Source organism: Streptomyces sp. NPDC107517, assembly GCF_055582645.1.
In genome coordinates, this window is the sequence record NZ_JBVJPM010000009.1 from 160601 (window position 1) to 184847 (window position 24247).

Annotated in this window: 21 protein-coding genes; 8 read left to right on the plus strand and 13 right to left on the minus strand. The window is 71.8% G+C overall.

The window, feature by feature from the left end:
• The first annotated feature begins 674 nt into the window (after positions 1–674).
• The 3 genes from ACZ67T_RS21900 to ACZ67T_RS21910 all read left to right on the plus strand — a co-directional run bounded on the left by ACZ67T_RS21900 (position 675) and on the right by ACZ67T_RS21910 (position 3370).
• Positions 675–950 carry a hypothetical protein gene (locus tag ACZ67T_RS21900; protein ID WP_469986152.1) on the plus strand — a complete coding sequence of 92 codons (276 nt, stop codon included), beginning with the start codon at positions 675–677 and terminating at the stop codon, positions 948–950.
• A 196-nt stretch (positions 951–1146) separates the two neighbouring features.
• The gene (locus ACZ67T_RS21905; protein WP_469986154.1) at positions 1147–1353 is read left to right on the plus strand and encodes a hypothetical protein; all 207 of its coding nucleotides are present in this window, start codon (positions 1147–1149) and stop codon (positions 1351–1353) included.
• Positions 1354–2056: 703 nt separating this feature from the next.
• Positions 2057–3370, plus strand: coding sequence for a sialidase family protein (locus tag ACZ67T_RS21910; RefSeq protein WP_469986156.1), 1314 nt, complete (start codon positions 2057–2059; stop codon positions 3368–3370).
• A 127-nt stretch (positions 3371–3497) separates the two neighbouring features.
• Here ACZ67T_RS21910 and exaC read toward each other — a convergent pair whose 3' ends face one another.
• The 7 genes from exaC to xylB all read right to left on the minus strand — a co-directional run bounded on the left by exaC (position 3498) and on the right by xylB (position 12737).
• Complete coding sequence (exaC, locus tag ACZ67T_RS21915) at positions 3498–5021, minus strand: acetaldehyde dehydrogenase ExaC (protein WP_469986157.1); 1524 nt, start codon at positions 5019–5021, stop codon at positions 3498–3500.
• A 54-nt stretch (positions 5022–5075) separates the two neighbouring features.
• Positions 5076–6374, minus strand: coding sequence for a GAF domain-containing protein (locus ACZ67T_RS21920; protein WP_469986159.1), 1299 nt, complete (start codon positions 6372–6374; stop codon positions 5076–5078).
• Between the two features lie 158 nt (positions 6375–6532).
• The gene (locus tag ACZ67T_RS21925) at positions 6533–7129 is read right to left on the minus strand and encodes an N-acetylmuramoyl-L-alanine amidase (RefSeq protein ID WP_469986160.1); all 597 of its coding nucleotides are present in this window, start codon (positions 7127–7129) and stop codon (positions 6533–6535) included.
• A 75-nt stretch (positions 7130–7204) separates the two neighbouring features.
• The gene (locus ACZ67T_RS21930) at positions 7205–8236 is read right to left on the minus strand and encodes an acetamidase/formamidase family protein (RefSeq protein WP_469986162.1); all 1032 of its coding nucleotides are present in this window, start codon (positions 8234–8236) and stop codon (positions 7205–7207) included.
• Positions 8233–9777 (minus strand): APC family permease, encoded by a 1545-nt coding sequence (locus tag ACZ67T_RS21935; protein ID WP_469986164.1) that lies wholly within the window; start codon positions 9775–9777, stop codon positions 8233–8235. The genes ACZ67T_RS21930 and ACZ67T_RS21935 overlap by 4 nt, the downstream gene beginning before the upstream one ends.
• Positions 9778–10012: 235 nt before the next feature.
• Positions 10013–11218, minus strand: a complete 1206-nt coding sequence (locus ACZ67T_RS21940; protein WP_469986165.1) for an ROK family protein — start codon at positions 11216–11218, stop codon at positions 10013–10015.
• A 79-nt stretch (positions 11219–11297) separates the two neighbouring features.
• The gene (gene xylB, locus ACZ67T_RS21945) at positions 11298–12737 is read right to left on the minus strand and encodes a xylulokinase (protein WP_469986166.1); all 1440 of its coding nucleotides are present in this window, start codon (positions 12735–12737) and stop codon (positions 11298–11300) included.
• Positions 12738–12902: 165 nt separating this feature from the next.
• On the opposite strand from xylB, the gene xylA reads away from it, so the two are divergent.
• The gene (gene xylA, locus ACZ67T_RS21950; protein WP_469986168.1) at positions 12903–14069 is read left to right on the plus strand and encodes a xylose isomerase; all 1167 of its coding nucleotides are present in this window, start codon (positions 12903–12905) and stop codon (positions 14067–14069) included.
• 203 nt (positions 14070–14272) lie between these two features.
• A complete protein-coding gene (locus ACZ67T_RS21955; RefSeq protein ID WP_469986406.1) occupies positions 14273–14722 on the plus strand; it encodes a GNAT family N-acetyltransferase in 450 nt (149 codons plus the stop codon).
• Between the two features lie 31 nt (positions 14723–14753).
• Here the strand turns inward: ACZ67T_RS21955 and ACZ67T_RS21960 are convergent, their stop codons facing one another.
• The 5 genes from ACZ67T_RS21960 to ACZ67T_RS21980 form a co-directional block, all read right to left on the minus strand.
• The gene (locus ACZ67T_RS21960; protein WP_469986170.1) at positions 14754–16148 is read right to left on the minus strand and encodes an NADP-dependent succinic semialdehyde dehydrogenase; all 1395 of its coding nucleotides are present in this window, start codon (positions 16146–16148) and stop codon (positions 14754–14756) included.
• A gap of 91 nt (positions 16149–16239) precedes the next feature.
• A complete protein-coding gene (locus tag ACZ67T_RS21965) occupies positions 16240–16704 on the minus strand; it encodes an NUDIX hydrolase (RefSeq protein WP_469986171.1) in 465 nt (154 codons plus the stop codon).
• A 183-nt stretch (positions 16705–16887) separates the two neighbouring features.
• Positions 16888–18174 (minus strand): cation:proton antiporter, encoded by a 1287-nt coding sequence (locus ACZ67T_RS21970; RefSeq protein ID WP_469986172.1) that lies wholly within the window; start codon positions 18172–18174, stop codon positions 16888–16890.
• Between the two features lie 4 nt (positions 18175–18178).
• The gene (locus ACZ67T_RS21975) at positions 18179–18664 is read right to left on the minus strand and encodes a cation:proton antiporter regulatory subunit (protein ID WP_234374240.1); all 486 of its coding nucleotides are present in this window, start codon (positions 18662–18664) and stop codon (positions 18179–18181) included.
• 106 nt (positions 18665–18770) lie between these two features.
• The gene (locus tag ACZ67T_RS21980) at positions 18771–20312 is read right to left on the minus strand and encodes an ATP-dependent DNA ligase (RefSeq protein WP_469986173.1); all 1542 of its coding nucleotides are present in this window, start codon (positions 20310–20312) and stop codon (positions 18771–18773) included.
• Positions 20313–20507: 195 nt separating this feature from the next.
• Between ACZ67T_RS21980 and ACZ67T_RS21985 the strand changes: the two genes are divergently transcribed.
• The 3 genes from ACZ67T_RS21985 (at position 20508) to ACZ67T_RS21995 (ending at position 22601) form a co-directional block, all read left to right on the plus strand.
• Positions 20508–20591, plus strand: a complete 84-nt coding sequence (locus tag ACZ67T_RS21985; RefSeq protein ID WP_469986408.1) for a putative leader peptide — start codon at positions 20508–20510, stop codon at positions 20589–20591.
• Positions 20592–20825: 234 nt separating this feature from the next.
• A complete protein-coding gene (ssuE, locus tag ACZ67T_RS21990; protein WP_469986174.1) occupies positions 20826–21386 on the plus strand; it encodes an NADPH-dependent FMN reductase in 561 nt (186 codons plus the stop codon).
• 69 nt (positions 21387–21455) lie between these two features.
• A complete protein-coding gene (locus ACZ67T_RS21995; protein ID WP_469986176.1) occupies positions 21456–22601 on the plus strand; it encodes an LLM class flavin-dependent oxidoreductase in 1146 nt (381 codons plus the stop codon).
• A gap of 40 nt (positions 22602–22641) precedes the next feature.
• Here the strand turns inward: ACZ67T_RS21995 and ACZ67T_RS22000 are convergent, their stop codons facing one another.
• Positions 22642–24165, minus strand: coding sequence for an MFS transporter (locus ACZ67T_RS22000; protein ID WP_469986177.1), 1524 nt, complete (start codon positions 24163–24165; stop codon positions 22642–22644).
• Positions 24166–24247 lie beyond the last annotated feature (82 nt).

The window sequence follows — 24247 nt, forward strand, 5'->3', positions numbered from 1 at the left end:
TCCGACGGCGTCCAGGTCCAAGTCGTCCACAAGAACGGCTCCACCAGCTCGGGCCTGCCCAAGGGCCTCCAGGTCAACCTGGTCGGCCATTTGGACCAAGTCGTGGTCCAGCAGCGCCAAGCACGCAGTGAAGGTCGTGGTGGTCGGCACGAGCGGCCGCCCGACGATCACGACGGACGGACTCGTCTACGTCAAGTAGCTCCCAGCCCCGCACCACGGCAGCGGCCTTCACGATCAGGTCAACCTGATCGGATCGTGAAGGCCACTGCCGTTTGCGCCCGGGGCTCGGCACGACGCAGATCGTGCCGACCAGGTTTGGGGGTGGCAGCTGGTCGGCCGGAGACCGGGCCGGCAACCGCGCTTCGCACAGTCGCAGTTACTCAGCGCGGCCGCCCCCGGGTGCCCAGGACGGGCGGGGGAGAGGATGCGACGCTGGAGTGAGGGGCCCGCGAGTGGAGGTCCGAGTGCGTCTCATCCGGTCCGGGACCCTCTCCTTCGGCCTGGTGACCACGTCCCGGTGCGGCTCGAGGGCTGCGGCGCAGAACGGTGCGGTCAGTCTGTGAGCCCGCCGGCCAGGGGCACCACTCACCGAGCGTCGCCAGGCGGCGTCACCGCGTGGATCCGGCCCGCCGGGACCAGGACCGCGCGACCAACCCGGAAGGCAGGTGCGTCCCATGCGCACGTCGACCCGTATCGCCGGTTCCCTCGCCGGCCTGACCCTCAGCCTCGGCGGTGTGGTCCTCGCCGCCCCCACGGTGCAGGCGGACATCCCCGCCTGCACGCAGATGGCCGGACAGGACGGCGCCACCGATTCCGGCGCCGTCACAGCGGCCTGCAGCCGTGGCGTGGTCGGAGACCTGCAGAGTTGCGTGACCGGACTGACGGGGGCCGGAGTGGCGGGCGGCGCCGCGACAGGTGCCTGCCGGGCGGCTGCCCACGAACCGCGTTAGAGGACCCTGCGCGGCAGCCGCCGCCGGTACCGCTCGGAGGCCGGGGTACGGCCGTCTCCACCGCCAGGGCACGGGCCGCCCGGCCTCGCCTCGCGGGCCTCATGCGGAGCGCCCATGCTGAAGAGGAGGGCGCCGTCGTCTTGAGACTTGTCCTTCCCGCAGGCCGAACGAAGGCGCCTGAGAGGAGGAGGAAGTCATGCGCATGCGAAGAATCCTGGGCCTCGCCCTGGCCGCGGCGACCTTTGTCGGCGTGAGCGCCGTCGGCGCTGTCAGCGCCGGGGCCGCCTCGTCTCCGAACATCAGCAGCGACGACTGCACGGCCGCCGGCGGACAGGTCACGGCACGCCCCTACGCCGGCTACGTCTGCACGATGCCTGACGGGACCTCGCAGCCGATCACTTGACCAGTCGGCGCACGGCTGGGCAAACGGTCCGACCGGTGCACCAGGCGCGGTGCGTACGGCGTGAGAGCACGGTCCACCGTTGGGTGGCTCGCCCACGCCCGACTCGACACCGCGGCACTCGCCATGGTGGACGCCGACCGCCTCGAAGCCGAGGCCGTCACCGCTTCGAGGCGGTTCGTGACGCCTTGAACACCGCGCGCAAGAACACCGCGGTCGCCGCCGTCCTGAACAGCCTCGGCCACGTCCCCCGACAGTGACCGGCGAGGTCGTCCGGGATTCGTAACAGCAGGACCAATGAGCCGACCGGCACGGTGCACCGCCGGTCGGCTCCTTCATGCGCTTGACGCCCCAGGGAGGACTCTGTCGTTTGACGCCCCGGAGGGGACTCCGTCGTTCGGCCCATCAAGGGCACCGGCCACGACGCCGAAAAGGATCAAGCGGAGTCGCCCCGCCCCACCGCGTTCCGGTACGCCTCCGCGCCCCAGGCCGCCCCGATGACGGCGGTCCCGTACCCCGGCCGACAGGCCCGGAGGAGATCCCGCATGCGCGTCTTCCTGCCCCTGACCGCTGTCACCACCGCCGCGCTCCTGCTCGTCACGGTCACCGGCGCGACTCCCGCCGCAGCAGAGCGGAACCCCGACGGCACACGACTGGTCAAGGTGTCCCACGGCGACCCGTACGCCGACTGCACCATCGGCGCGAGGTGTCCCCCGACAGCATCGTCTACCCGGCCACCGAGGTCGAGCCGTACCTGTCCGTGGATCAGCGCGACCCCAAGCGCGTCGTCACCGTGTTCCAGCAGGACCGCTGGAACGACGGCGGCGCCCGTGGCCTGGTGGCCGGCTGGACCACGGACGGCCACACCTTCCACCGGAGCACGCTGCCGTTCAGCCTGTGCGCCCCGGGCGGCGCGGACTTCGAACGGGCGACCGACCCCTGGGTGAGCACCGGACCGGACGGCACGGTCTACGCGAGCGGGGAGGGCGTCGACTTCACCAAGAGCACGCGCACCGGCCTCCTGGCCGCCACGTCCCGCGACGGCGGCCGCACTTGGCGCAACCTCACGACCACGCACGTCGACGAGCAGCCGTTCTTCAACGACAAGCCCTCACTCACCGCCGACCCGATCCGCAAGGGCACCGCCTACCAGGTCTGGAACCGCCTCGACAACCACCCGCCCGGCCTCAGCTCCCTCGACGGTCCCGGCTACATCTCCCTCACTCGCGACGGCGGCCGCACCTGGAGCAAGGCCCGGCCGTTCGTCGACACCAGCGCCGTGCCCAACACGCAGACCATCGGCCACCAGATCGTCGTCGACCGGCGTACCGGCGCCCTTTACGACTTCTTCGACCGGATCACCTACTCCGAAGACCTGAGCACCGTCGTCGAAGCCCGCTACGAGGTGGTCAACTCGACCGACGCCGGAAGGACCTGGAGCGACCCGGTCACCGTGGCCAGGGACACCTCCGTACCGGAGGTCGACCCGAACGACCCGACCAAGCTGCTGCGCGCCGGGTCCACCCTCCCCAGCCCGGCCATCGACCCGAAGACCGGCACGCTGTACATGGCCTACGAGGGCGCGGACTTCTCCGGTGGAAAGTTCGACTCCATCCAGCTCGTGCGGTCCACCGACCGCGGACGCACCTGGGGGACCCCGGAGCTGATCAGCCCCAAGGGCGTGCCGGCCTTCTCCCCGTCGATCGCGGTCGACAAGCGGGGCACGGTCGCGCTCACCTACTACGACCTGCGCTTCCTCAAGCCCGGCAACACCACCACCCTGCCCACCGCCTACCAACTGGCCACGTTGCCGCACGGAAACCCGAAGCTCCGGACCGAACGACGGATCTCGCGGATCTTCGACTGGCTCCAGGCGCCGTTCGCCGGGGGCTACTTCCTCGGCGACTACCAAGGCCTGGTGGCAACCGGCAAGGGGGTACGGGCGGTGCTCACCGAGACCCACACCGGCGCACCACAGAACCGTACGGACGTGTACACCGGCAGTTTCCGCACCCGCTGACCGACGCGGACGCCGTCGAACGACCCGACCGCCGAAAGCCGATGGGGCAGACAGGCCTCGGCCCACTCTGTCGAGCCAAAGGCGCCTGCCGGGCAAAGGCCCAGGGCAGGCGCCTTTCCTGGTGCCTCTAGAAGAAGCCCAGACGCTTCGGCGAGTACGAGACGAGGAGGTTCTTCGTCTGCTGGTAGTGCTCCAGCATCATCTTGTGGTTCTCGCGGCCGATGCCCGACTGCTTGTAGCCGCCGAAGGCGGCGTGGGCCGGGTACGCGTGGTAGCAGTTCGTCCATACTCGGCCCGCCTGGATCGAACGGCCCGCGCGGTAGGCCGTGTTGATGTCGCGGGTCCACACGCCCGCGCCGAGGCCGTACAGCGTGTCGTTGGCGATCTTGATGGCGTCGTCGTAGTCGGCGAACGAGGCGACCGAGACGACCGGGCCGAAGATCTCCTCCTGGAAGATCCGCATGCGGTTGTTGCCCTCGAAGATGGTGGGCTGGACGTAGTAGCCGCCCGCCAGCTCGCCGTCGTATTCGATGCGCTGACCGCCCGTCAGGACCTTCGCGCCCTCCTGCTGGCCGATGTCCAGGTAGGAGAGGATCTTCTGGAGCTGGTCGTTGGACGCCTGGGCGCCGATCATCGTGTCGGTGTCGAGCGGGTTGCCCGGCCTGATGGCCTCCGTGCGCGCGATCGCCGCGTCGAGGAACTCGCTGTAGTGGCCCTGCTGGATCAGCGCCCGCGAGGGACACGTGCAGACCTCGCCCTGGTTGAGGGCGAACATGGTGAAGCCCTCGAGGGCCTTGTCGCGGAAGTCGTCGTCCTTGGCCCACACGTCGTCGAAGAAGATGTTCGGCGACTTGCCGCCGAGTTCGAGGGTGACCGGCTTGATGTTCTCGGACGCGTACTGCATGATCAGCCGGCCCGTCGTCGTCTCGCCGGTGAACGCGACCTTCGCCACGCGCGCGCTGGACGCGAGCGGCTTGCCCGCCTCCACGCCGAAGCCGTTGACGACGTTCACGACGCCCGGCGGCAGGAGGTCCGCGACCAGGCTCAGCCAGTAGTGGATGGACGCCGGGGTCTGCTCCGCGGGCTTTAGGACTACCGCGTTGCCCGCCGCGAGGGCCGGGGCCAGCTTCCAAGTGGCCATCAGGATCGGGAAGTTCCACGGAATGATCTGCGCCACCACTCCGAGCGGCTCGTGGAAGTGGTACGCGATCGTGTCGTCGTCGATCTCGCTGAGCGAGCCCTCCTGGGCGCGCAGGGCGCCGGCGAAGTAGCGGAAGTGGTCGATGGCGAGCGGGATGTCGGCGGCGAGCGTCTCACGGACCGGCTTGCCGTTCTCCCAGCTCTCGGCGACCGCCAGCTTCTCGAGGTTCGCCTCCATCCGGTCGGCGATCTTGAGGAGGATGTCGGCGCGCGCGGTGGGCGACGTACGGCCCCAGGCGGGCGCGGCGGCGTGCGCCGCGTCGAGGGCGCGCTCGACGTCCGCCTCGGTGCCCCTGGCGATCTCCGTGAACGGCTTCCCGTTGACCGGGCTCGGGTTCTCGAAGTACTGGCCGAGGGCCGGCGGCACGTACTCGCCGCCGATGAAGTGGTCGTAGCGGGCCTGGTAGGAGACGACTGAGCCGTTGGTACCGGGCGCTGCGTAAAGGGTCATCTTGGCTGGCCTCCCGTGCGAGCCGCCCGCCGTTGGGCAGCTTTCGCACGGAGGCTAGGCGCGCGGACGTTGCAGATACGTTGCGTACGACGTCGGAGGGCCGGGCGCGGCCTGTTCCGCGTCGAGTTCCCTGAGCCGGGCCAGCACGGGCGGCGCGGGGCGCACCGTGGCCAGCGCCCGCCACACGTCGAGGTCCTCCTCGCCCCACGGCGCGTGCGCCCAGTCCGCCAGCAGGTCGGGGTCGCCCCGCGCGATGAGCGCGGCACGTATCTCGGCGGTGAGCCTGCGCCGTACACGAACGACGGCAGGGGCCTGCGAGCCGGGGAGCAGGGGTCCGCCGAACGCGGCGGCGGCCGCCGTCACCGCTCCCGTCCCCAGTCGCCGCTCGACCGTCCCGAAGTCGGACTCGACGGGCGCCGCCAGGCGGTAGGGGCGTGAGCCGAGGATGTCGGGGCCGAGTACCCGGCGCAGGCGCGCCAGTTCGGCCCGCAGTGTCACCGGTGTGACCGACTCGTCCTCGTACAGGGCGCACAGCAGTTCGTCGCCGGTCAGGCCCTCCGGGTGGCGGGCCAGCAGGACGAGGATCTCGCTGTGCCGGCGGCTGAGGCGGATCTTGCGTCCGCCGGTCGTGACGAGGAGCGCCTCGTCCCGGCCGAGCGCGGTGAGCCGGAGGGTGTCCGCGTCCGATGGCGGCGGCGCGAGCAGCGCCAGCTGGGACTCCGCCGCACGGGCCACCGCCTGCACGAACGCCAGGCTGTGCGGATGGGCGAGCCCGTCCCCGCCCGTGATGTCGACGGCGCCGAGCAGCCGCCCCGAACGCGGATCGTGCACGGGGGCCGCCGCGCACGTCCACGGCTGGACGCGCCGGATGAAGTGCTCGGCGGCGAAGACCTGGACGGGCCGGTCGACCGCCACGGCCGTGCCCGGCGCGTTCGTCCCCATCGCCGTCTCCGACCAGCGCGCGCCCGGCACGAAGTTCATCTTCCCGGCCCGCTGCCGCGTCGTCCGGTCGCCCTCGACCCACAGGAGTCTGCCGTGGGCGTCGCACACGGCGAGCAGATGCTCGCCGTCCTGGGCGAACGTGCCCATGAGTTCACGGAACAGCGGCATGACCCGGGCCAGTGGATGCTCGGCGCGGTACGCTCCGAGGTCGCCGTCGCTCAGCTCCACCGATGCCGAAGCGTCCGGGCTGACGTGCGCTCCGGCGGAGCGCCGCCAGGAATCGGCCACCACGGGGCGCACCGGGCGGGACACGGTCCCCACGGCGGTGAACGTCTCGTGCGCGCGGCGCAGGACCCGTACCCGCTCGGACGGATCGGTGCCCGGCTCAAGGGCCACCCATGGATCGGTCAAGTCGGCCTCCCCGGCGGGCGATGCGGCGGTGCATCGCTGTGGGGACATCGTCGCGCCGGGGACGCAAACGGACAAGCGTCCCGACACTGATCCGCACGGATGCGTCACCGTGCGTGTGCGCCCCGGGCCGGCCGACCCGCTCCGGACCTGCTCGCGCCTCAGGCGAAGTTGACCATGCGGATGTAGCGGGTCCAGTCCCAGTAGGGGCCCGGGTCGGTGTGGTCCGTGCCGGGGACCTCTGAGTGCCCGAGGATGTGCGCGCGGTCCATCGGAATGCCGTACTTGGCGCAGATCGCGGCCGTCAGGCTGGCGGACGACTGGTAGAGGGCGTCGGTGAAGTACTCTGGCTGGTCGACCCAGCCCTCGTGCTCGATGCCGATGCTTCGCGTGTTGTAGTCCCAGTTCCCCGCGTGCCAGGCGATGTTGCGCTCGCGGACGCACTGGGCGATGTGGCCGTCGGACGAGCGGACCACGTAGTGCGCGGAGACCTGTTTGGCCGGGTTCTGGAAGATGGCCAGGGCGTCGGAGTACGTCTCCTGGGTGACGTGGATGATCACGTAGTTGAGGGGATAGCTGGTGGGGCGGCTGGACACCGTGTAGTTGGAGGTGCTGGCAGGGACGGACTCGGCGCCCGGATAGTCGACGGCCTGCGCCCCGGCCATGGCGCGGGCGGCGGGGAGCAGTGCTGCGGGCACGGCGGCGAGCGCGCCGGCCTGGAGTAACCGGCGCCGGCTCGGAAGTGGCCTTCGGTCCATGACTGGTCTGCCTCTCTGGTGGGGACGGTGGGGCAGGGCTTCGTCTGCGAACAGCGAACAGCGAACGGTGGGTCGTCAGAAGGTGCGGTGGTCCGGGCGGGGGAGCGTCGCGGCGACGTCCCTCAAGTGCGCGTGCAGCCCGCGATGCGTCTCCCGCGCCGGCAGCCACTCCTTACGGAGTTTCGCCACGCACGTGTAGTTGGTGTCGCAGACGTTGGCGAGCGGCGACTCGACGGTCTGCGAGGCGAACTGGTAGGCGTCCAGCTCACTGAAGCCGTAGTCGCGCTCCAGCCAGCGCACCAGGTCGAGCTGGGATATCCGGAACGCGTCCTCGAGGGGCCGCGCCGACCCTGTCGAGATGATGTGGGTGTCGGACTCGATGCGCGGCCACGGTGTGGCGACGCCCTTGAGGAGCTCGACGATCACGACGGTCCGCATGGCGCATTCGACGGCGACGCCGCACGTCTCGCCCTCGCCCTGCCGCGCGTGCCCGTCGCCGAGGCTGAGCAGCGCGCCCTCGACGTTCACCCCGAGAAAGCAGGTGACGCCCGCCCGCATCTCCGGCGAGTCCATGTTGCCGCCGTGCGCGTCCGGGACGAGGGCCGAGCGGACCTCGAGGTTCGCCGGTGCCACGCCGACCGTTCCGTGCATCGGATCCATCGGCAGCTCGACCTGGAGGTCGCTGTCGCGCGCGGTGAACCGGGCGGTGCGGCGCTCCCGGTCGAGCTGCCACATCCATACGGCCTCGGGCAGCGGCGGCTGGAGCGTGGCCGTGGTGTGGGTGGACGTGAGCGCGCCGAAGAGCGGCACCGTCGTGGACGCCGCCCAGTCGCGGGCCGGTTCGACGGACACGAAGTGCACCGCGACCGTGTCACCGGGTTCGGCACCCTCGATGTGGAAGGGCCCGGTCTGCGGATTGAGGAACGGGAACTCGCACACCTGCGACACCAGGTCCTTCTCGGACCGCACCCGCCCGTCGAAACAGTCCTCCGTGTACAGGTCCAGGACCGTGCCCGGCGCGATCCGGGCGACGGGCGGCGCGCCGCCGAACGTGTAGGCGTACTCGCCCGGTTCGGGCCGCACGGTCAGGATCCTGGGGTCGTTCATCGGTGGGCTGCTCCGCTCTGTGAGGTGGGTGCGTCGGGGTCCGGTCCTGGGTCCGGTTCTCCGTCCGGCGCGTCGTCGTCGAGATGGACGCGTCCGGTCTCCGCGATACGTTCCGGATGACGCCGCAGGAGCACTGCGAGCACCACGACCCCCGCGAGCATCCACACGGCGACGACCGGGCCCGCGTAAGAGACCGGAGCCGTCAGCTCCGAGACGAAGTCGAAGACCGGCAGGCCCGCGGCCGTCAGCAGCGCGGGCACGAAGGCGACGATGCCGAGCAGCGGCAGGACGAGATGGCGCACCGGGCGCAGCGCGGAGCGACCGCGGCGCAGGAAGTACCCGGCACAGGCGAGGTTCGCCACGATGTACACACCGATGATGACCGTGACGATCACCGTCGCCAGGAGCAGGAACGCCGTCACCGGGTCGTAGGCGAAACCGAGCCCGAGCATCGCCGCGACCGCGACGACGAACTGGACGGCGACGCCGGTGACAGGGGAGCGGCGCACCGGGTGCAGGCGCGCGAAGCCGCTCGGGAAGACGCCGATCCGGCCGAGGGCGAACGCCGTGCGTGTCGAGACGTTGGCGCACGCGTTGGCGTTCGCGATCGTCGAGTTCACCACCGCCAGGAACACCAGGACCCAGAAGAGGCCGAACGAGGCGCGGGCCACGCCCTCCCACGACGCGGCGCCCTCCGCACCGAACGTCGCGAACCTGCCGGGCCCGAAGTACACCGACATGGCGTACGTCGTCAGTACGTAGAAGAGCCCGATCGCCAGGGCCGCTCCGAGGACGGCCCGGTGCATGGTGCGCCGTGGGTCGCGGGTCTCCTCGGCGAGGGGCGCCGCCGCCTCGAACCCGGCGAACGCCAGCACCGTGTACACCGAACCGGCGAAGACGCCGCTCCAGCCCTCGTACCCCTGTGCCGAGTGCGAAGTGCCGAACACCGAAAGGGTGTTGTCGCTGCCCGCCTTCGAGATCAGCAGGATCGCGAAGGCCAGGAAGACGATGACTTCGAAGGCGCCGAGCACCGTCCCGAAGCGGGCCGACGCGCGCACTCCGAAGTAACCTGCCACGGCGATGATCACAGCTCCGGCGAGCGACCACGGCCACCACAGGTCCGCCGGGTACGACGACCACTCGTTGTGCAGCGTCCCGGCCGTGGTGAAGCCCAGTTGCAGCAGAAGCAGAGGCGGCACCAGGGCCTCGACGAACACATAGCCCCAGCCGACGAGGAAACCCACGCTCGGATGGAGGCCGCGCGCGGCGTATGTCGAGACGGATCCCGCCGCGGGCAGTTCGCGTGCCAGCTCCGCCACGCACGACGCCGTGAACAGGCAGGCCACCAGTGCGATCAGTACCGACAGCGGCAGACTGCCGCCCGCGAACGCCGTACCCGCCGGGATCGACGCGGCGACCGCGGCCGCCGGCGCCATCGCCGTGATGCTCTGGAACAGGACCTCGCGCAGCCCGATCGCCCCGCGCCGCAGTCCCGTTCCGTTCTGAACGTCCGCCCCCGACACCTGAATCCCCCGATCCACGTGACCGCGCCACCACGCCGAGGCGGTGGCGTCCCGCGTGAATTACGTTAAGGGCCTTGGCGGTTGGGGCGGAAGAGGGCGCGGCGCGCCTGTGGATAACTCGCCGATTGTGAACAACCGCACGTCAGAGGTCCGAACCTCTGGCACTTCGCGCGCCACGGCGCAGGGGTCCACACGACCCGCGCGCCCGACCCGCGCGCCACGGACCAGGGGTCCGGACCCCCACCGGCGCGTCCTACACGCTCGCCGCCACCGGATCGTCGAGCACCGCCCGCACCACCGAGTGCGCCGCACCCAGCAAAGGGCCGTCGGACCCCAGGCGCGACACCGTCACACCGTCGGCCGGCGTCGCCGTCCGGCGCGTCAACTCCCGCTCCAGCGCGGGCAGCAGCCACGGAGCGAGCCGCGACAGCGCCCCGCCGAGCACGACCGCCCGAGGGTCGAGGAGGTTCACCGCCCCGGTCAGCGCGATGCCCATGGCGGCCCCGGCCCCGCGCAGTGCCCGCCGCGCAGCCGTGTCCCCCGCCGCGGCGCGCTCGGCGAGCAGGCCCACCCGGTCCTCGCCGGGACCGAGGCCCGCCGCGCGCAGCACGGCCTCCTCGCCCGCGTACTGCTCCAGACAGCCGCGCCCTCCGCACGGGCACGCCGGGCCCTCCGGGCGGACCGGAACGTGCCCCAACTCGCCCGCGAAGCCACGGGTTCCGCGCAGCAGCTTGCCGTCGACGACCAGCGCCGCGCCGATGCCGATCTCGGCCGAGACGTGCAGGAAGTCGGCGGGTGTCGCCTCGCCGAGCCAGAGCTCGGCGAGGGCCCCGAAATTCGCCTCGTTGTCGACGCTCAGCGGCAGAACGGACCGTGGCCCGGCCGGTGTCGGCAGCAGCGCGGAGACGTCCGTGTCGTGCCAGTCCAGGTTGGGTGCCCGGACCACCGTGTGCGTGCCGCGCGCGACCAGGCCCGGCACCGCGACCGCGAGGCCCGCCGGGCGCAGCCCTTCCCGTTCGGCACGGGCCGTCACCTCCCGGATCAGCACCGACAGTTCCTTGAGGACCGGGCCGGGCGCGCGCCCGCGGTTGGCGACGCGGCGCACGGCACGCGCGCGTACCTCGCCGCTCAGATCGACCGCGCACACCGCGAGATGGTCGACACCGACCTCGGCCCCGATCCCGGCGGGACCGCTGCGGCTGACGACGAGCGCCGAACCGGGACGCCCGACTCTGCCGGGCCGCTGTGGGCCGAGCTCCTCGATCAGACCCGACCGGATCAGTTCGTCGACGAGCGTCGAAACCGCGGCCCTGGTCAGCCCGATGTGCTGGGCGACCGTGGCCCGCGACAGCGGTCCGTCCGTGGCGACGGCGTGCATGACCCGTGAGAGGTTGCGCCGGCGCATGCCCTGCTGGGTGTCGGGGGTCCCGGGCCGGGGCTCGTGCAGTGGTGCGGTCATGCCTCCGGACGCTCCCATGGGGTCGGGCCGACGGCGCACGCGGCCGTCGGCCTTCCTGGATCCTCGGTCGACGGGGTGGTCAGCGCGGACCCCTGTCCAGGAGCGGGGCCGCGTCGGAGAGTACCCCGGAGATCCGTGCCAGCGCCGCCGCGTCCTGTTCCACGGGGTCGAGAACGGGCCCTTGCGCCGTGCCCCAGCGCCGCGCCACCGCCGCCGGATCCTCCCCGGTCAGCAGCCCGGCGGCCTGTGCCGCGGCGCCGAGCGCGACCAGCTCGCGGGCCTCGGGTACCTGCACGGCACGGCCCGAGAGCCGTCGCACGGTCTGCTGCCAGGCCGTTCCCCGGGCGCCGCCCCCGATGAGCAGCAGCGGCACCGACAGGTCGGCGTCAGCGTCGAGGACGAGGTCGAGCGCGCCCAGGAGCGCGTGGACGGCGCCGTCGTAGGCGGCCTGCAGGAGTTGGCCTCCCGTGGTGTCGTGCCGCAGCCCGTGCAACAGCCCTGAGGCGTTCGGCAGATCGGGGGTGCGCTCGCCGTCCAGGTACGGCAGCAGCGTGATGTCGCCGCCGGGTTCCACGGCCTCGCGGTCCAGGCCGAGCAGCGCGGCGACCCGGTCGACGGCCAGTGTGCAGTTCAGGGTGCACGCGAGTGGCAGCCAGTCGCCGCGCGCGTCGGCGAAGCCGGCCACGGTGCCGCTCGGGTCCGCGGGGCGGTGCCGCGACACCGCGTACACCGTGCCGGACGTGCCGAGGCTGAGGACGGGGGTGCCGGGCCGGAGTCCGAGTCCCAGAGCGGCTGCCGCGTTGTCCCCGGTTCCCGCGGCGACCAGCGTTCCCTTGGAGAAGGGAAGTTCACCCGTGCTGTGTACCGTGCCGGCCACCTCGCCGGGGCGCACGACCCGGGGGAGCAGCGCCGGATCGAGCCCCACGCGCGCGAGGATGTCGTCGTCGTACGACTCCGTGGCCGAGGCCCACCAGCCTGTGCCCGAGGCGTCGCCCCGGTCCGTCGTACCGTCGCCGGTCAGCCGCTGTGTGAGGTAGTCGTGCGGCAGCCGCACGGCGGCCGTGGCGCGTACGGCGTCCGGCTCGTGCTCGGCCAGCCATGCCCACTTGGTGACGGTGAACGAGGCTCCCGGCACGCTGCCCACCCGCTCGGCCCAGGCCTTGGGGCCTCCCATCTCGTCGATGAGGCGGCGGGCCTGGGGCGCCGAGCGCACGTCGTTCCAGAGCAGCGCGGGACGTACCGGCCGACCCGCGGCGTCCAGGGTGACCAGTCCGTGCTGCTGACCGCCGACCGACACCGCGGAGGCCCGGTGGGCCGCTTCACCGCACTGGCGCAGCGCCTCGCACAGGGCGGTCCACCACTGCTCGGGGTCGCTCTCGCGGCCCTGGCCCGCGCTGACCGTGTGCGGCGCCTGCCCGCTCGCCACGACCGCGCCCGTGGCGGCGTCGACGACCAGGGCCTTCGTGGACTGCGTGGAGCTGTCCACCCCGACGACGAGTGGTCCATCGGCTGATGACATGCGGCTCTCCCGTTCCCGACAAGACGATTCCGTGGCTGTCCGAGGTGCATGTGCGACAGAGCGTTCACCCATGCTCTCCCGAGATGCCTCTTCCCAGCGACGTGTCCGCATACTAATTTGTAAAGTGCCATGACGAAATAGGCATGACTGACGAGGAGCCGCGACATGACGTACCGACCCACCCCCGACGACAAGTTCAGCTTCGGCCTGTGGACCGTCGGCTGGCAGGGGCGCGACCCGTTCGGCGACGCCACCCGCGCCGCCCTCGACCCGGCCGAGTCCGTGCGGCGTCTGGCCGACCTCGGCGCCTACGGAGTGACGTTCCACGACGACGACCTGATCCCCTTCGGGGCCTCGGACACCGAGCGCGAGTCGCACGTCAAGCGCTTCCGGCAGGCCCTCGACGCCACCGGCCTGATCGTCCCGATGGCCACCACGAACCTCTTCACGCACCCCGTCTTCAAGGACGGAGCGTTCACCGCGAACGACCGGGACGTGCGCCGGTACGCCCTGCGCAAGACCATCCGCAACATCGATCTCGCCGTCGAACTCGGCGCGAAGACGTACGTCGCCTGGGGCGGCCGCGAGGGCGCCGAGTCCGGCGCGGCCAAGGACGTACGCGCCGCGCTCGACCGGATGAAGGAGGCCTTCGACCTGCTCGGCGAGTACGTCGTTGAGCAGGGCTACGACCTGAAGTTCGCGATCGAGCCGAAGCCGAACGAGCCGCGCGGCGACATCCTCCTGCCCACCGTCGGCCACGCCCTCGCCTTCATCGAGCGCCTGGAGCGGCCCGAGATGTACGGCGTGAACCCGGAAGTGGGCCACGAGCAGATGGCGGGGCTCAACTTCGCGCACGGCATCGCCCAGGCACTGTGGGCGGGCAAGCTCTTCCACATCGACCTCAACGGCCAGACGGGCATCAAGTACGACCAGGACCTCCGCTTCGGCGCGGGCGACCTGCGCTCGGCGTTCTGGCTGGTCGACCTGCTGGAGACCGCCGGGTACGAGGGGCCGCGGCACTTCGACTTCAAGCCGCCGCGCACCGAGGACTACGACGGCGTGTGGGCGTCGGCCGAGGGATGCATGCGCAACTACCTGATCCTGCGCGAGCGTGCGGCCGCGTTCCGGGCCGACCCGGAGGTTCAGGAGGCGCTGCGCGCCTCGCGCCTCGACGAGCTGGTGCAGCCGACGGCGGCCGACGGCCTGTCGGGGCTGCTCGCCGACGAGTCCGCCTTCGAGGGCTTCGACGTGGAGGCGGCCGCCGCCCGCGGCATGGCCTTCGAGCGCCTCGACCAGCTGGCGATGGACCACCTGCTGGCGGCCCGCGGCTGACCGTCACGCGCGCGTAGTGCCCGGTTCGGCCCTCGCCAACTCCCGTGCGGGGGCCGAACCTCAGCCGTCACCCCAGGGCGGCGCACCGCGAGGCGCGTGGCCTCTGTGATACTTCGGCGATGGACATACGCACGATGGAGTACGCGGAACCACCTGGTCAGGAGGGTTTCGAGGCGTGTCGGCCGCCCGGCGTCCGGTGGGAGCTGAGGGCTGCCGGGCCCGCCGACGTGGAGCCGATCGCCGAGCTGCGTGCCGTTGTCATGCGACCGGACCTGGTACGCCTCGGCCGCTACGACGAGCACCGGGTCCGACAGCGGCTGCGCGACACCTTCTCCGAGCGGTACACCTGCGTCGTCCTGGCCGACGGCGCGTTCGCGGGCAGCGTCACGATGCGCCCGGCGCAGTCCGGGGGCCAGTGGATCGAGCACTTCTACCTCGCCCCGGAACAGCAGGGCCGGGGTCTCGGCACGGCCGTCCTGCGCGCACTGCTCGACCGGGCCGACGCGGCGGGCGAGACCGTACGCTTGGACGTCGTCCAGGGCAGCGCGGCCCGCCGCCTCTACGAGCGCCACGGCTTCACCCTCGAATCGGAGGACCCGATCGACGTGTTCATGGTGCGTGCCCCACGGGCCGTGCCACAGGCCCGCCCCTGATCCCTGGCGTCAAGGGCATGACGCGGACGGTTCAGGCCCCGACCCACACCGTGGTCATGTTGCAGAACTCGCGGATCCCGTGGGCCGAGAGCTCCCTGCCGTAGCCGGAGCGCTTGACGCCGCCGAACGGGAAGGCCGGGTGTGAGGCTGTCATCCCGTTGACGTAGACGCCGCCCGCCTCGATGTCGCGGGCGAAGCGGTCGATCTCCGCCGCGTCATGCGTCCACACGTTGGAACTCAGCCCGAACGGTGTGTCGTTGGCCAGGGCCACGGCCTCGTCCAGGTCGCCGACGCGGTACAGCGTGGCGACCGGGCCGAAGGTCTCCTCGCGGTGGATGCGCATGTCTTCCGTGATGTCGGTGACGACCGTCGGCTCGTAGTACCAACCGCTCTTGGCGTACGCCTCGGGGCGCCGGCCGCCGCACAGCACCGTCGCGCCGCACTCCACGGCATCGTCCACGAGTTCTTCCAGGTCGGCGCGGCCCTGCTCGCTGGCGAGCGGCCCGACGTCGGTGTTCTCGTCCATCGGGTCGCCCACCCGCAGGGCCCGCATCCCGGAGACGAACAGCTCGGCGAACTCGTCGTACACGTCCGCGTGCACGATGAACCGCTTCGCCGCGATGCACGACTGTCCGTTGTTCTGGGCCCGCGCCGTCACAGCGACCTTCGCGGCCTTCGCCACGTCGGCCGACGGCAGCACGACGAACGGGTCGCTGCCGCCCAGCTCGAGGACTGTCTTCTTGACCTCGTCGCCCGCGATCGAGGCGACGGAACGTCCCGCCGGCTCGCTGCCGGTCAGCGTCGCCGCCACGACCCGCTCATCGCGGAGTACGCCCTCGACCGCCCGCGAGCCGATGAGCAGCGTCTGGAAACACCCGTCGGGGAACCCGGCCCTGCGGAACAGGTCCTGGAGGTAGAGCGCGGTCTGCGGCACGTTCGACGCGTGCTTGAGCAGTCCCACGTTTCCTGCCATCAGGGCGGGCGCGGCGAACCGTACGACCTGCCACAGCGGGAAGTTCCACGGCATGACGGCGAGGACGATGCCCAGCGGCCGGTAGCGCACGTGGGCGCTGACCGCGCCGGAGTCCTCCACGTCCCGGGCCGAGGGGTGCTCGTCGGCGAGGAGCCCCTGAGCGTGCTCCGCGTACCAGCGCATGGCCTTCGCGCACTTCGCGGCCTCCGCGCGGGCCGCCACGACGGGCTTGCCCATCTCGGTGGTCATGACGCGTGCGATGTCGTCGCGGTCCGCGTCGAGCAGGTCCGCGGCGGTCTGGAGCAGCCGGGCCCGTTCGAAGAACGTGGTGGTGCGGTAGGTGCGGAACGTGCCGGCGGCGAGCAGGAGCCGGTGCTCGATCTCTTCGTCGGTCAGGGCGTCGTACGTCTTGAGCGTCTCGCCGTTCGCGGGGTTGACCGTCGCGATGGGCATGGGGGTGACCTCCTCTGCGCGGTGCTTCGACCTTGCCGCGCCACGTCGCGCCGCGCAACGCGGACGGACCGTGTACCCGGTGGCGCGGCCGTCAGACGTGCTCGGCGAGCCGGTCGAGGAAGACGGTCTGCGCCTGCACCACCAGGGGACGCGCCGTGTCGAGCCCGAGCCAGGCCGCGCGGTCCAGCTCGGGGAACTCGGCCATGCGACCCGAGCCCTTCGGCCACTCCATCGTGAACGTGCCGGGCACGAATCCGTCCAGGTCGAGGTCACCTTCCACGGCCCACACGGTGACGTGCTTGCCGCCGGACTGCACGATGTCGCCGAGCGGCACGGGCGTGCCGTCGGGCGGTGCGAGGCCCAGTTCCTCCCGGAACTCCCTGCGCGCCGCCGCCCACGGCTCCTCGTCGTCCTCGTACTCGCCCTTCGGCACGGTCCACGCCCCGGCCTCGCGCCGCTCCCAGAACGGGCCGCCCATGTGTCCGAGCAGCACCTCCGTACCGGCTGCCGTGCGCCGGAACAGGAGCAGGCCCGCGCTCTGCTTCTTGTACGCCATGGGACCAGTGTCGGCGCGCTGCATCCGTGCGGCCCTCCGAGTACGGGGAGGGGGCGCCGCGCCGGTGGAGCGCGAAGGTCACGAGGAGGCCGACCGCGAAGAACAGCGCCGCCCCCGCCCCAAGCTGAAGCCCCCCGCTCCGGGCGGCGACCGGGATGGCCGACGACCGGGCGGGTGGCCGGATCAGGACGAGGAGTTCGAGGCCCGCCCGGACTGCGCCTCCGCCTCGGGGACGACCGGATCCTGCGCGTCCCGCGGGGCGGGCACGATCGCCGGGCCCGCGGTGGCGGCGGCGGCCGGTGCGTCGCCGCGCTGTCGCCACCGCGACACGCGCACGGCCACTGGCTCGGTGAAGCGCGCCGTCAGCGGTCCGACGATGACGAGGATCAGGACGTACGCGGTCGCGAGCGGACCGAGCCTGGGCTCGATTCCGGCCGTGACCGCCAGGCCCGCGATGACGATGGAGAACTCGCCGCGCGCCACGAGAGCGCCGCCGGCACGCCAGCGGCCCTTGACGGAGATCTTCGCCCGCCGCGCCGCCCAGTAACCGGTCGCGATCTTCGTGCAGGCCGTGACGACCGCGAGAGCGAGCGCCGGGAGCAGGACCGGCGGAATGCTCGCCGGGTCGGTGTGCAGGCCGAAGAAGACGAAGAACACGGCGGCGAACAGGTCGCGCAGCGGCAGCAGCAGCGAGTGGGCGCCCTCGGCGACCTCACCGGACAGCGCGATGCCGACGAGGAACGCGCCGACCGCCGCCGACACCTGGAGCTGCTGCGCGATCCCCGCGACCAGGATCGTCAGGCCGAGCACCACCAGGAGCAGCTTCTCCGGGTCGTCGCTGGAGACGAACCGGGAGATGAGCCTCCCGTAGCGCACGGCGAGGAACAGGACGAGGCCCGCCGCACCGAGCGCGATGGCCAGGGTGACACCGCCCGCCGCCCAGCCGACACCGGCGAGCAGAGCCGTGATGATCGGCAGATAGACGGCCATCGCCAGGTCCTCGAGGACCAGGATGCTGAGGATCACCGGGGTCTCCCGGTTGCCGACCCGGCCGAGGTCGCCGAGCACCTTGGCGATCACGCCCGACGACGAGATCCACGTGACACCGGCGAGGACGACGGCCGCCACCGGGCCCCAGCCCATCAGCAGCGCGGCCGCGGCGCCCGGCAGCGCGTTGAACGCGCAGTCGACGAGGCCGGCCGGGTACTGCGTCTTGAGGTTGCTGACGAGATCGCTGGCCGTGTACTCCAGGCCCAGCATCAGCAGCAGCAGAATGACGCCGATCTCGGCGCCGATCGCCACGAACTCCTCGCTCGCGCCGAGCGGGAGCAGCCCACCCTCGCCGAATGCGAGGCCCGCCAGGAGGTAGAGGGGGATGGGTGAGAACCGGAACCGCCCGGCGAATCTGCCCAGGAGGCCGAGCGCGAGGATGATCGCCCCGAATTCGATGAGGAACACCGCGGAGTGCATCCGATCACTCCCTTCCGAGTATCGTCGCCGCCGCTTCCACACCCTCGCGGGTGCCGATGACGATCACGGTGTCCCCGCCGGCGAGCCGGAAGTCGGGGGTGGGCGACGGGATCGCCTCGGCGCGCCGCAGCACGGCCACGATCGAGGCGCCCGTCTCCGTGCGCAGCTGCGTCTCGCCGAGCAGGCGCCCGTTCCAGTGCGAGGTCGCGCCGATCTCGATGCGCTCGGCGACGAGGCCCAGATCGGTGGTGTGCAGCAGGTTCGGGCTGTGGTGGGACGGCATCAGCGCGTCGATCAGCGCGGCCGCCTCACCGGACGTCAGCTTCAGCGACAGGTCGCAGGCGTCCGGGTCGTCGGTCCGGTAGGCGCTCAGGGTGCGCCCGCCGTCCCGGTGCGCGACCACCGACACCTGGCGTTGGTCGCGGGTGGTCAGGTCGTACCGGAAGCCGATCCCCGGCAGTGGCGTGCGGCTCAGACGTGAAGCGGGCACAGCTCTCCCCTTGTCCGTGCTTGTCCTGGGTGATGCATGGCGCCTGCAGGTATCGGCGCCATGTGTCACCCTATCGGCCCCAATATTTGGCAAAGAAACGGTCTTGTCACGAGGCCTGGTGCGCGGCGAGCACCGTCTCGACCGTGTCCGCGTCCTCGGCCGTCTTGTCCTCGCGGTACCGCACCACGCGCGCGAAGCGCAGCGTGACGCCGGCCGGGTAACGGGTGGACTTCTGCAGGCCGTCGTAGGCGATCTCCACGACCAACTCGGGCCGCACCGTGACGACATGTCCGTCGTCGCTCGTGGCCAGCTCCCGCAGCCGCTCCGTCTGCCAGGCGAGCAGCACGTCCGTGAGCCCCTTGAACGTCTTGCCCAGCATCGCGAAGGAGCCGTCCGGCCTGCGCGCACCGAGGTGCAGATTCGACAGCCTGCCCGTCCGCCGGCCGTGCCCCCACTCCGCCGCGAGCACCACCAGGTCCAGCGTGTGCACGGGCTTCACCTTCAGCCAGGACGCGCCGCGCCGCCCGGCGCTGTACGGGGCGTCCAGCCCCTTCACAACAACGCCCTCATGGCCGCGCCGCAGGGCGTCGGCGAAGAATCCGTCGGCCGCCGCACGGGCCGCCGTGTCCTCCCCGTCCGGAACGACGAGGTGGCGCACCCGCATCACCTTCGGCACCAGCCGCGCCAGGCGCGCGTGCCGCTCGGCGAACGGCAGATCGAGCAGTTCGTCCCCGCCCGCGTACAAGACGTCGAAGAACACCGGAACCACGGGTACGGACCCGGTGGCCGTCACCACGTCCACCCGCGAACCCACACGGCCCGCGATCTCCTGGAACGGGCGCGGCCGGCCCTCCCCGTCGAGCGCGATGACCTCTCCGTCGAGGATGAAGCGGTCTCCGTCGAGCCCGGCGGCCACGGCCGTGACCTCGGGCAGCCGGTCGGTGATGTCGTCGAGCGTGCGCGTGTAGACGCGTACGACGTCGCCGTCGCGATGGACCTGTACGCGGATGCCGTCCAGCTTCTCCTCCACCGCGCACGCCCCGAGCTTGTCCACGGCCTCCCCGACCGAGGACGCGCTGTGCGCCAGCATCGGGAACACCGGGCGACCGACGGTCGGTCGGAACTCGCCCAGCGCGTCCGGGCCCTCGGCCAGCAGGGCCTGCGCCACCACCGGGAGCGACCCGGTCAGCATCACCGCGCGCCGCACCTCCTCCGGCGGCGCGCCGGTCGCCTGCGCCAGCCCCTCCAGAGCCACCGCGTCGAGCGCCCCCTGCCGCACCTCGCCGGTGAGCAGACCGAACAGGAACCGCTGCTCGTCCTCGGTCGCGGCGCCCATCAACTCCCCGACGAGACGGGTCCGTTCGGCCAGTGACCCGGACCCTGCCACATCGCCGAGGGCGGTCAGCGCGGCGTCGACGTCCTGGACCGTCAGCCCGGGCTGCGCGGCCGGCGCCACCGGGTCGCGCAGCACCCGCCACCCGATGCCGAGACGTCCCTGCGGGAGGCGTCCCGCCAGGTAAGGGATCACGATCGGTACGTCGTCCGGCTCCGCCGCCCGGAAGAGCTCGGCGAGCAGCGCGATCTTCCGCGACCGCGCCCTGGTGGCCGCGACCTCCTGGGACACCTGTGCGAGCCGGGAGAACAGCATGCAGCCATCGTGCACCGGGTCGCGGTGCGGCGCATGAGGGTACGGGTCCCGCCGATGAACAGCACTCACCAAGGCATTCCCGAAAGGGACTCGCCCTTCGTGTCTATTCCCTCTCATCGGAAATCCGTTCCGCGATGCGAGACCGGCACGGAGATTTCTTGACTGGCGCGACGTGCCCCTGGTTGGATCGGCGGCATGAACGCGAGACTGGACCTCACGCGGCGACGCCACGTCGACCTCGCGCGCGTCTCCAGCTCCTTCTGTTGCCGCGCCCTCTGACGAGCCACGCGCGCCCCGGCGACCAGGCCGCCTCCGCGGCGGCCGCCGACGTCGAACTTCCACCGTGCCGATCGAATTCCGCACGCCTTCCCACCGCACCGCACTGAATCGCACCGTGTATTCGGCATGCGTGAATTCCTGAATTTCGGCACTCCTGAGTTTCACGCGTTCGCGCCTTTCGCGATGCCCGCATTCCACGTGCGCGTGCCGAATTCCAGTACGAAGGGTCCCGTCATGGCCACTGTCCTCTCCATTTCCGGAAGTCCCTCCGCCGCCTCCCGCACGGCGCGACTCCTGCGCCACCTCGACGCGCGGCTCGCGGCGCAGGGCCACGACGTCATAGCGCTCGACGTCCGCACCCTGCCCGCCGAGGCCCTCCTCGGCGCGGACTTCACCCACCCGGCCATCGTCGAGGCGACCGAGCTCCTCGCCCGCGCCGACGGGGTCGTCGTCGCGACACCCGTCTACAAGGCCGCGTACTCCGGGCTCCTCAAGGCGCTCCTCGACCTGCTTCCGCAGTACGGACTCGACGGCAAGACCGTGCTGCCGCTCGCCACCGGCGGCACCACCGCCCATGTCCTCGCCCTCGACTACGCGCTGCGGCCCGTCCTCAACTCCATGGGCGCCGACCACATCGTCCAGGGGTGGTTCACCCTCGACAAGGACATCACCGTCGCCCCGGACGGCACGGTCGGCGTCGCGCCGGGGTCGGCCGAGGCGCTCGACCGCGTCGTCGACCAGTTCTCCGGCGCGCTCACGCGCACCGCGAGGCCCCTGCTCGCCGCGGCGAGCTGACCCGTCAACTGCCGCCCACTCAGGGCCTGTTGACAGCCTCTTGCAGTCCCTCGCGATCGGAGCCCGCCCGTGTCCCTCACCTTCCACTGGTTCCTGCCGACCAACGGCGACGGCCGCCACGTCGTCGGCGGTGGTCACGGCACACCCGTGACCGCGGCGGGCGGTGACCGGCCCCCGTCCATCGGCTATCTCACACAGATCGCCCGCGCCGCCGAGGACCTCGGCTTCGTCGGCGCGCTGACCCCCACTGGCGCCTGGTGCGAGGACGCGTGGCTGACCACCGCCATGCTCAGCCAGCAGACCGAGCGCCTGAAGTTCCTCGTGGCGTTCCGGCCCGGCTCCGTCTCGCCCACGCTCGCCGCGCAGATGGCGTCCACGTACCAGCGCCAGACCGGCGGCAGGCTTCTGCTGAACGTCGTGACGGGCGGCGAGAGCCGTGAGCAGCGCGCCTACGGAGATTTCCTCGACAAGGAATCCCGGTACACGCGCACCGGTGAATTCCTGGAGATCGTCCGGGGGTTGTGGGCCGGCGACACCGTCGATCTCGCGGGCGAACACCTCCAGGTGCAGGACGCCCGGCTCGCCCGGCTGCCCGACCCGGTTCCCGAGGTGTACTTCGGAGGCTCCTCGCCCGTCGCGGGGGAGATCGCGGCCCGGCACAGCGACGTCTACCTCACCTGGGGCGAGCCGCCCGCCCAGGTCGCCGAGAAGATCGCCTGGATCCGCGGCCTCGCCGAGAAGGAGGGACGCACCGTCCGCTTCGGGATCCGGCTGCATGTCATCACGCGCGACACTGCCGAGCAGGCCTGGGCGGAGGCCGACCGGCTGCTCCAAGGCTTCGACCCGGCCACCGTCAGATCGGTCCAGGAGGGGCTGGCGCGCAGCGAGTCCGAGGGCCAGCAGCGCATGCTGGCCCTGCACGGCGGAAGCTCCGACCGCCTGGAGATCCACCCGAACCTGTGGGCCGGCATCGGCCTCGTGCGCGGCGGCGCCGGAACCGCGCTGGTCGGCAGCCATGACGAGGTCGCCGACCGCGTCGAGGAGTACCACGGCCTTGGCATCGACGAGTTCGTACTCTCCGGATACCCGCATCTGGAGGAGGCGTACTGGTTCGGGGAGGGCGTCCTGCCACGGCTGCGAGCCCGCGGGCTCTGGACACACCCGCACCAGGAAGCGGCAGCCCCGGCGGCACCCCAGGTGCCGTTCGGGAGCTGAGCCGAGGCCGGGCCGCCATGCCCCGCCGCGCGGCGGCGAGCTACGGGATCTTCCCCGGGCCCCGCTTGCGCGGCCCGGGCTCCAACGCCGGTGCCGCCACGCCCAGATGCGAGCGGCACTGCGGCTTCGGAGCCTCCTCCAGCCGCGTCCGGACCGCCGCCGGACGAATGAACACGAAGGCTGTCGCCGACCCCAGCGCGAACAGCAGGGCGCACCCTATCGCCGCCCGGTGGAACGACGTGTTGACGGAGCCCGGCTGCGTGTACGCGTCCCCGGACAGACCGACCGCCAGCGGCAGCGCCGCCACCACCAGGAGCTGCGCGATCCGGGCCGCCGTGTTGTTGACGCCGCTGGCGAGCCCGGCGCGGCCCGGCTCGACCGACGCCAGGACCGTGGCCGTCAGAGGCGCGACGAACACGCTCATGCCCAGGCCGAGGACCGCCACCGCGGGCAGGACATCGGCCACGTACGACGAGCCGGGCTCGATCCGCAGCATGAGGAGCACGCCCACCGCCGCGATCAGCGGCCCGGCGACCAGCGGCGGCGTCGGCCCCACACGGCGCGCGAGATCGCCCGCACGGGGGGAGAGCAGCAGCATCAGGACGGTGATCGGCAGCGTCGCCACACCGGCCTCCAGCGCGCTGTAGCCGAGCGCGATCTGGAGCTGTACGGGCAGCAGGAACAGCATGCCGCCGATCCCCGCGTACAGGCACAGCGTCATCGCGTTGGCCGCGCTGAACAGCCGCGAGCGGAACAGTGAGGGCGGCAGCATCGGGTTCGCGCGCCGGTGCTCCAGGGCGACGAAGGCGACGCCGGCGGCGACACCGAGCACGGCGGGCAGCGCCGTCGACACGGCGGACGCGCCACCGGACGACCCGATGAGCGCGTAACTGACGCCCACCAGGCACAGGGCGGCGAGCATGGCCCCCGCCATGTCGAAGCGGGTCCCGGCGACCTCGGCCTCACGGCTCTCCGGGACGTGCCGCACCGCGATCAGCAGCACGACCACGGCCAGCGGCACATTGATGAGGAAGATCCACCGCCACCCGGGGCCGTCGATCAGATACCCGCCGAGGAACGGTCCGAGCGCCCCCGCCACACCCGTGAGCCCCGACCAGGCGCCCACGGCCCGCGACTGGTCCTCGGGGCAGAACGAGGACCGTACGAGGGCCAGCGACCCGGGGGTGAGGAGCGCACCGCCCACTCCTTGCAACGCGCGGGCTGCGATGAGTACACCCTGGTCGGGGGCGAGCCCGCACAGCGCCGACGCGATCGCGAACCAGGCCACGCCGAGCACGAGAGCACGCCGCCGCCCGATCCGGTCGCCGAGCGCGCCGCCCCACAGGAGCAGGGCGGACAGCGTCAGCATGTAGGCGTTCACGACCCACTGGAGGCTCGACAGGGAGGCGTCGAGGTCGCGGCCGATGGTCGGCAGGGCGACATTGACCACCGTGCCGTCGAGCATCGCCATCCCGGAGGCCAGGACGACACAGGCGAGGATCCAGCGACCCCTGGCGGAGGAGAGCCGGATTCCGGGGGTGGACTCGACGGGTTCGGGCGTCATCGCTGCCATTGTCGTGGACGCGGGGGAGCGGCGCGAGGCCGCGCCGCGGGCGAGCCGTTCCGCCGCGCCGCCATCGCGCCCG

Excerpts from the sequence above, each read along its gene's own strand:
- ACZ67T_RS21900 (WP_469986152.1), top strand. The coding sequence starts at position 675 with ATGCGCACGTCGACCCGTATCGCCGGTTCCCTCGCCGGCCTGACCCTC.
- ACZ67T_RS21905 (WP_469986154.1), top strand. The coding sequence starts at position 1,147 with ATGCGCATGCGAAGAATCCTGGGCCTCGCCCTGGCCGCGGCGACCTTT.
- exaC (WP_469986157.1), bottom strand. The coding sequence starts at position 5,021 with ATGACCCTTTACGCAGCGCCCGGTACCAACGGCTCAGTCGTCTCCTAC.
- ACZ67T_RS21925 (WP_469986160.1), bottom strand. The coding sequence starts at position 7,129 with ATGGACCGAAGGCCACTTCCGAGCCGGCGCCGGTTACTCCAGGCCGGC.
- ACZ67T_RS21930 (WP_469986162.1), bottom strand. The coding sequence starts at position 8,236 with ATGAACGACCCCAGGATCCTGACCGTGCGGCCCGAACCGGGCGAGTAC.
- ACZ67T_RS21940 (WP_469986165.1), bottom strand. The coding sequence starts at position 11,218 with ATGACCGCACCACTGCACGAGCCCCGGCCCGGGACCCCCGACACCCAG.
- xylB (WP_469986166.1), bottom strand. The coding sequence starts at position 12,737 with ATGTCATCAGCCGATGGACCACTCGTCGTCGGGGTGGACAGCTCCACG.
- xylA (WP_469986168.1), top strand. The coding sequence starts at position 12,903 with ATGACGTACCGACCCACCCCCGACGACAAGTTCAGCTTCGGCCTGTGG.
- ACZ67T_RS21960 (WP_469986170.1), bottom strand. The coding sequence starts at position 16,148 with ATGCCCATCGCGACGGTCAACCCCGCGAACGGCGAGACGCTCAAGACG.
- ACZ67T_RS21965 (WP_469986171.1), bottom strand. The coding sequence starts at position 16,704 with ATGGCGTACAAGAAGCAGAGCGCGGGCCTGCTCCTGTTCCGGCGCACG.
- ACZ67T_RS21970 (WP_469986172.1), bottom strand. The coding sequence starts at position 18,174 with ATGCACTCCGCGGTGTTCCTCATCGAATTCGGGGCGATCATCCTCGCG.
- ACZ67T_RS21980 (WP_469986173.1), bottom strand. The coding sequence starts at position 20,312 with ATGCTGTTCTCCCGGCTCGCACAGGTGTCCCAGGAGGTCGCGGCCACC.
- ACZ67T_RS21985 (WP_469986408.1), top strand. The coding sequence starts at position 20,508 with ATGAACGCGAGACTGGACCTCACGCGGCGACGCCACGTCGACCTCGCG.
- ssuE (WP_469986174.1), top strand. The coding sequence starts at position 20,826 with ATGGCCACTGTCCTCTCCATTTCCGGAAGTCCCTCCGCCGCCTCCCGC.
- ACZ67T_RS22000 (WP_469986177.1), bottom strand. The coding sequence starts at position 24,165 with ATGACGCCCGAACCCGTCGAGTCCACCCCCGGAATCCGGCTCTCCTCC.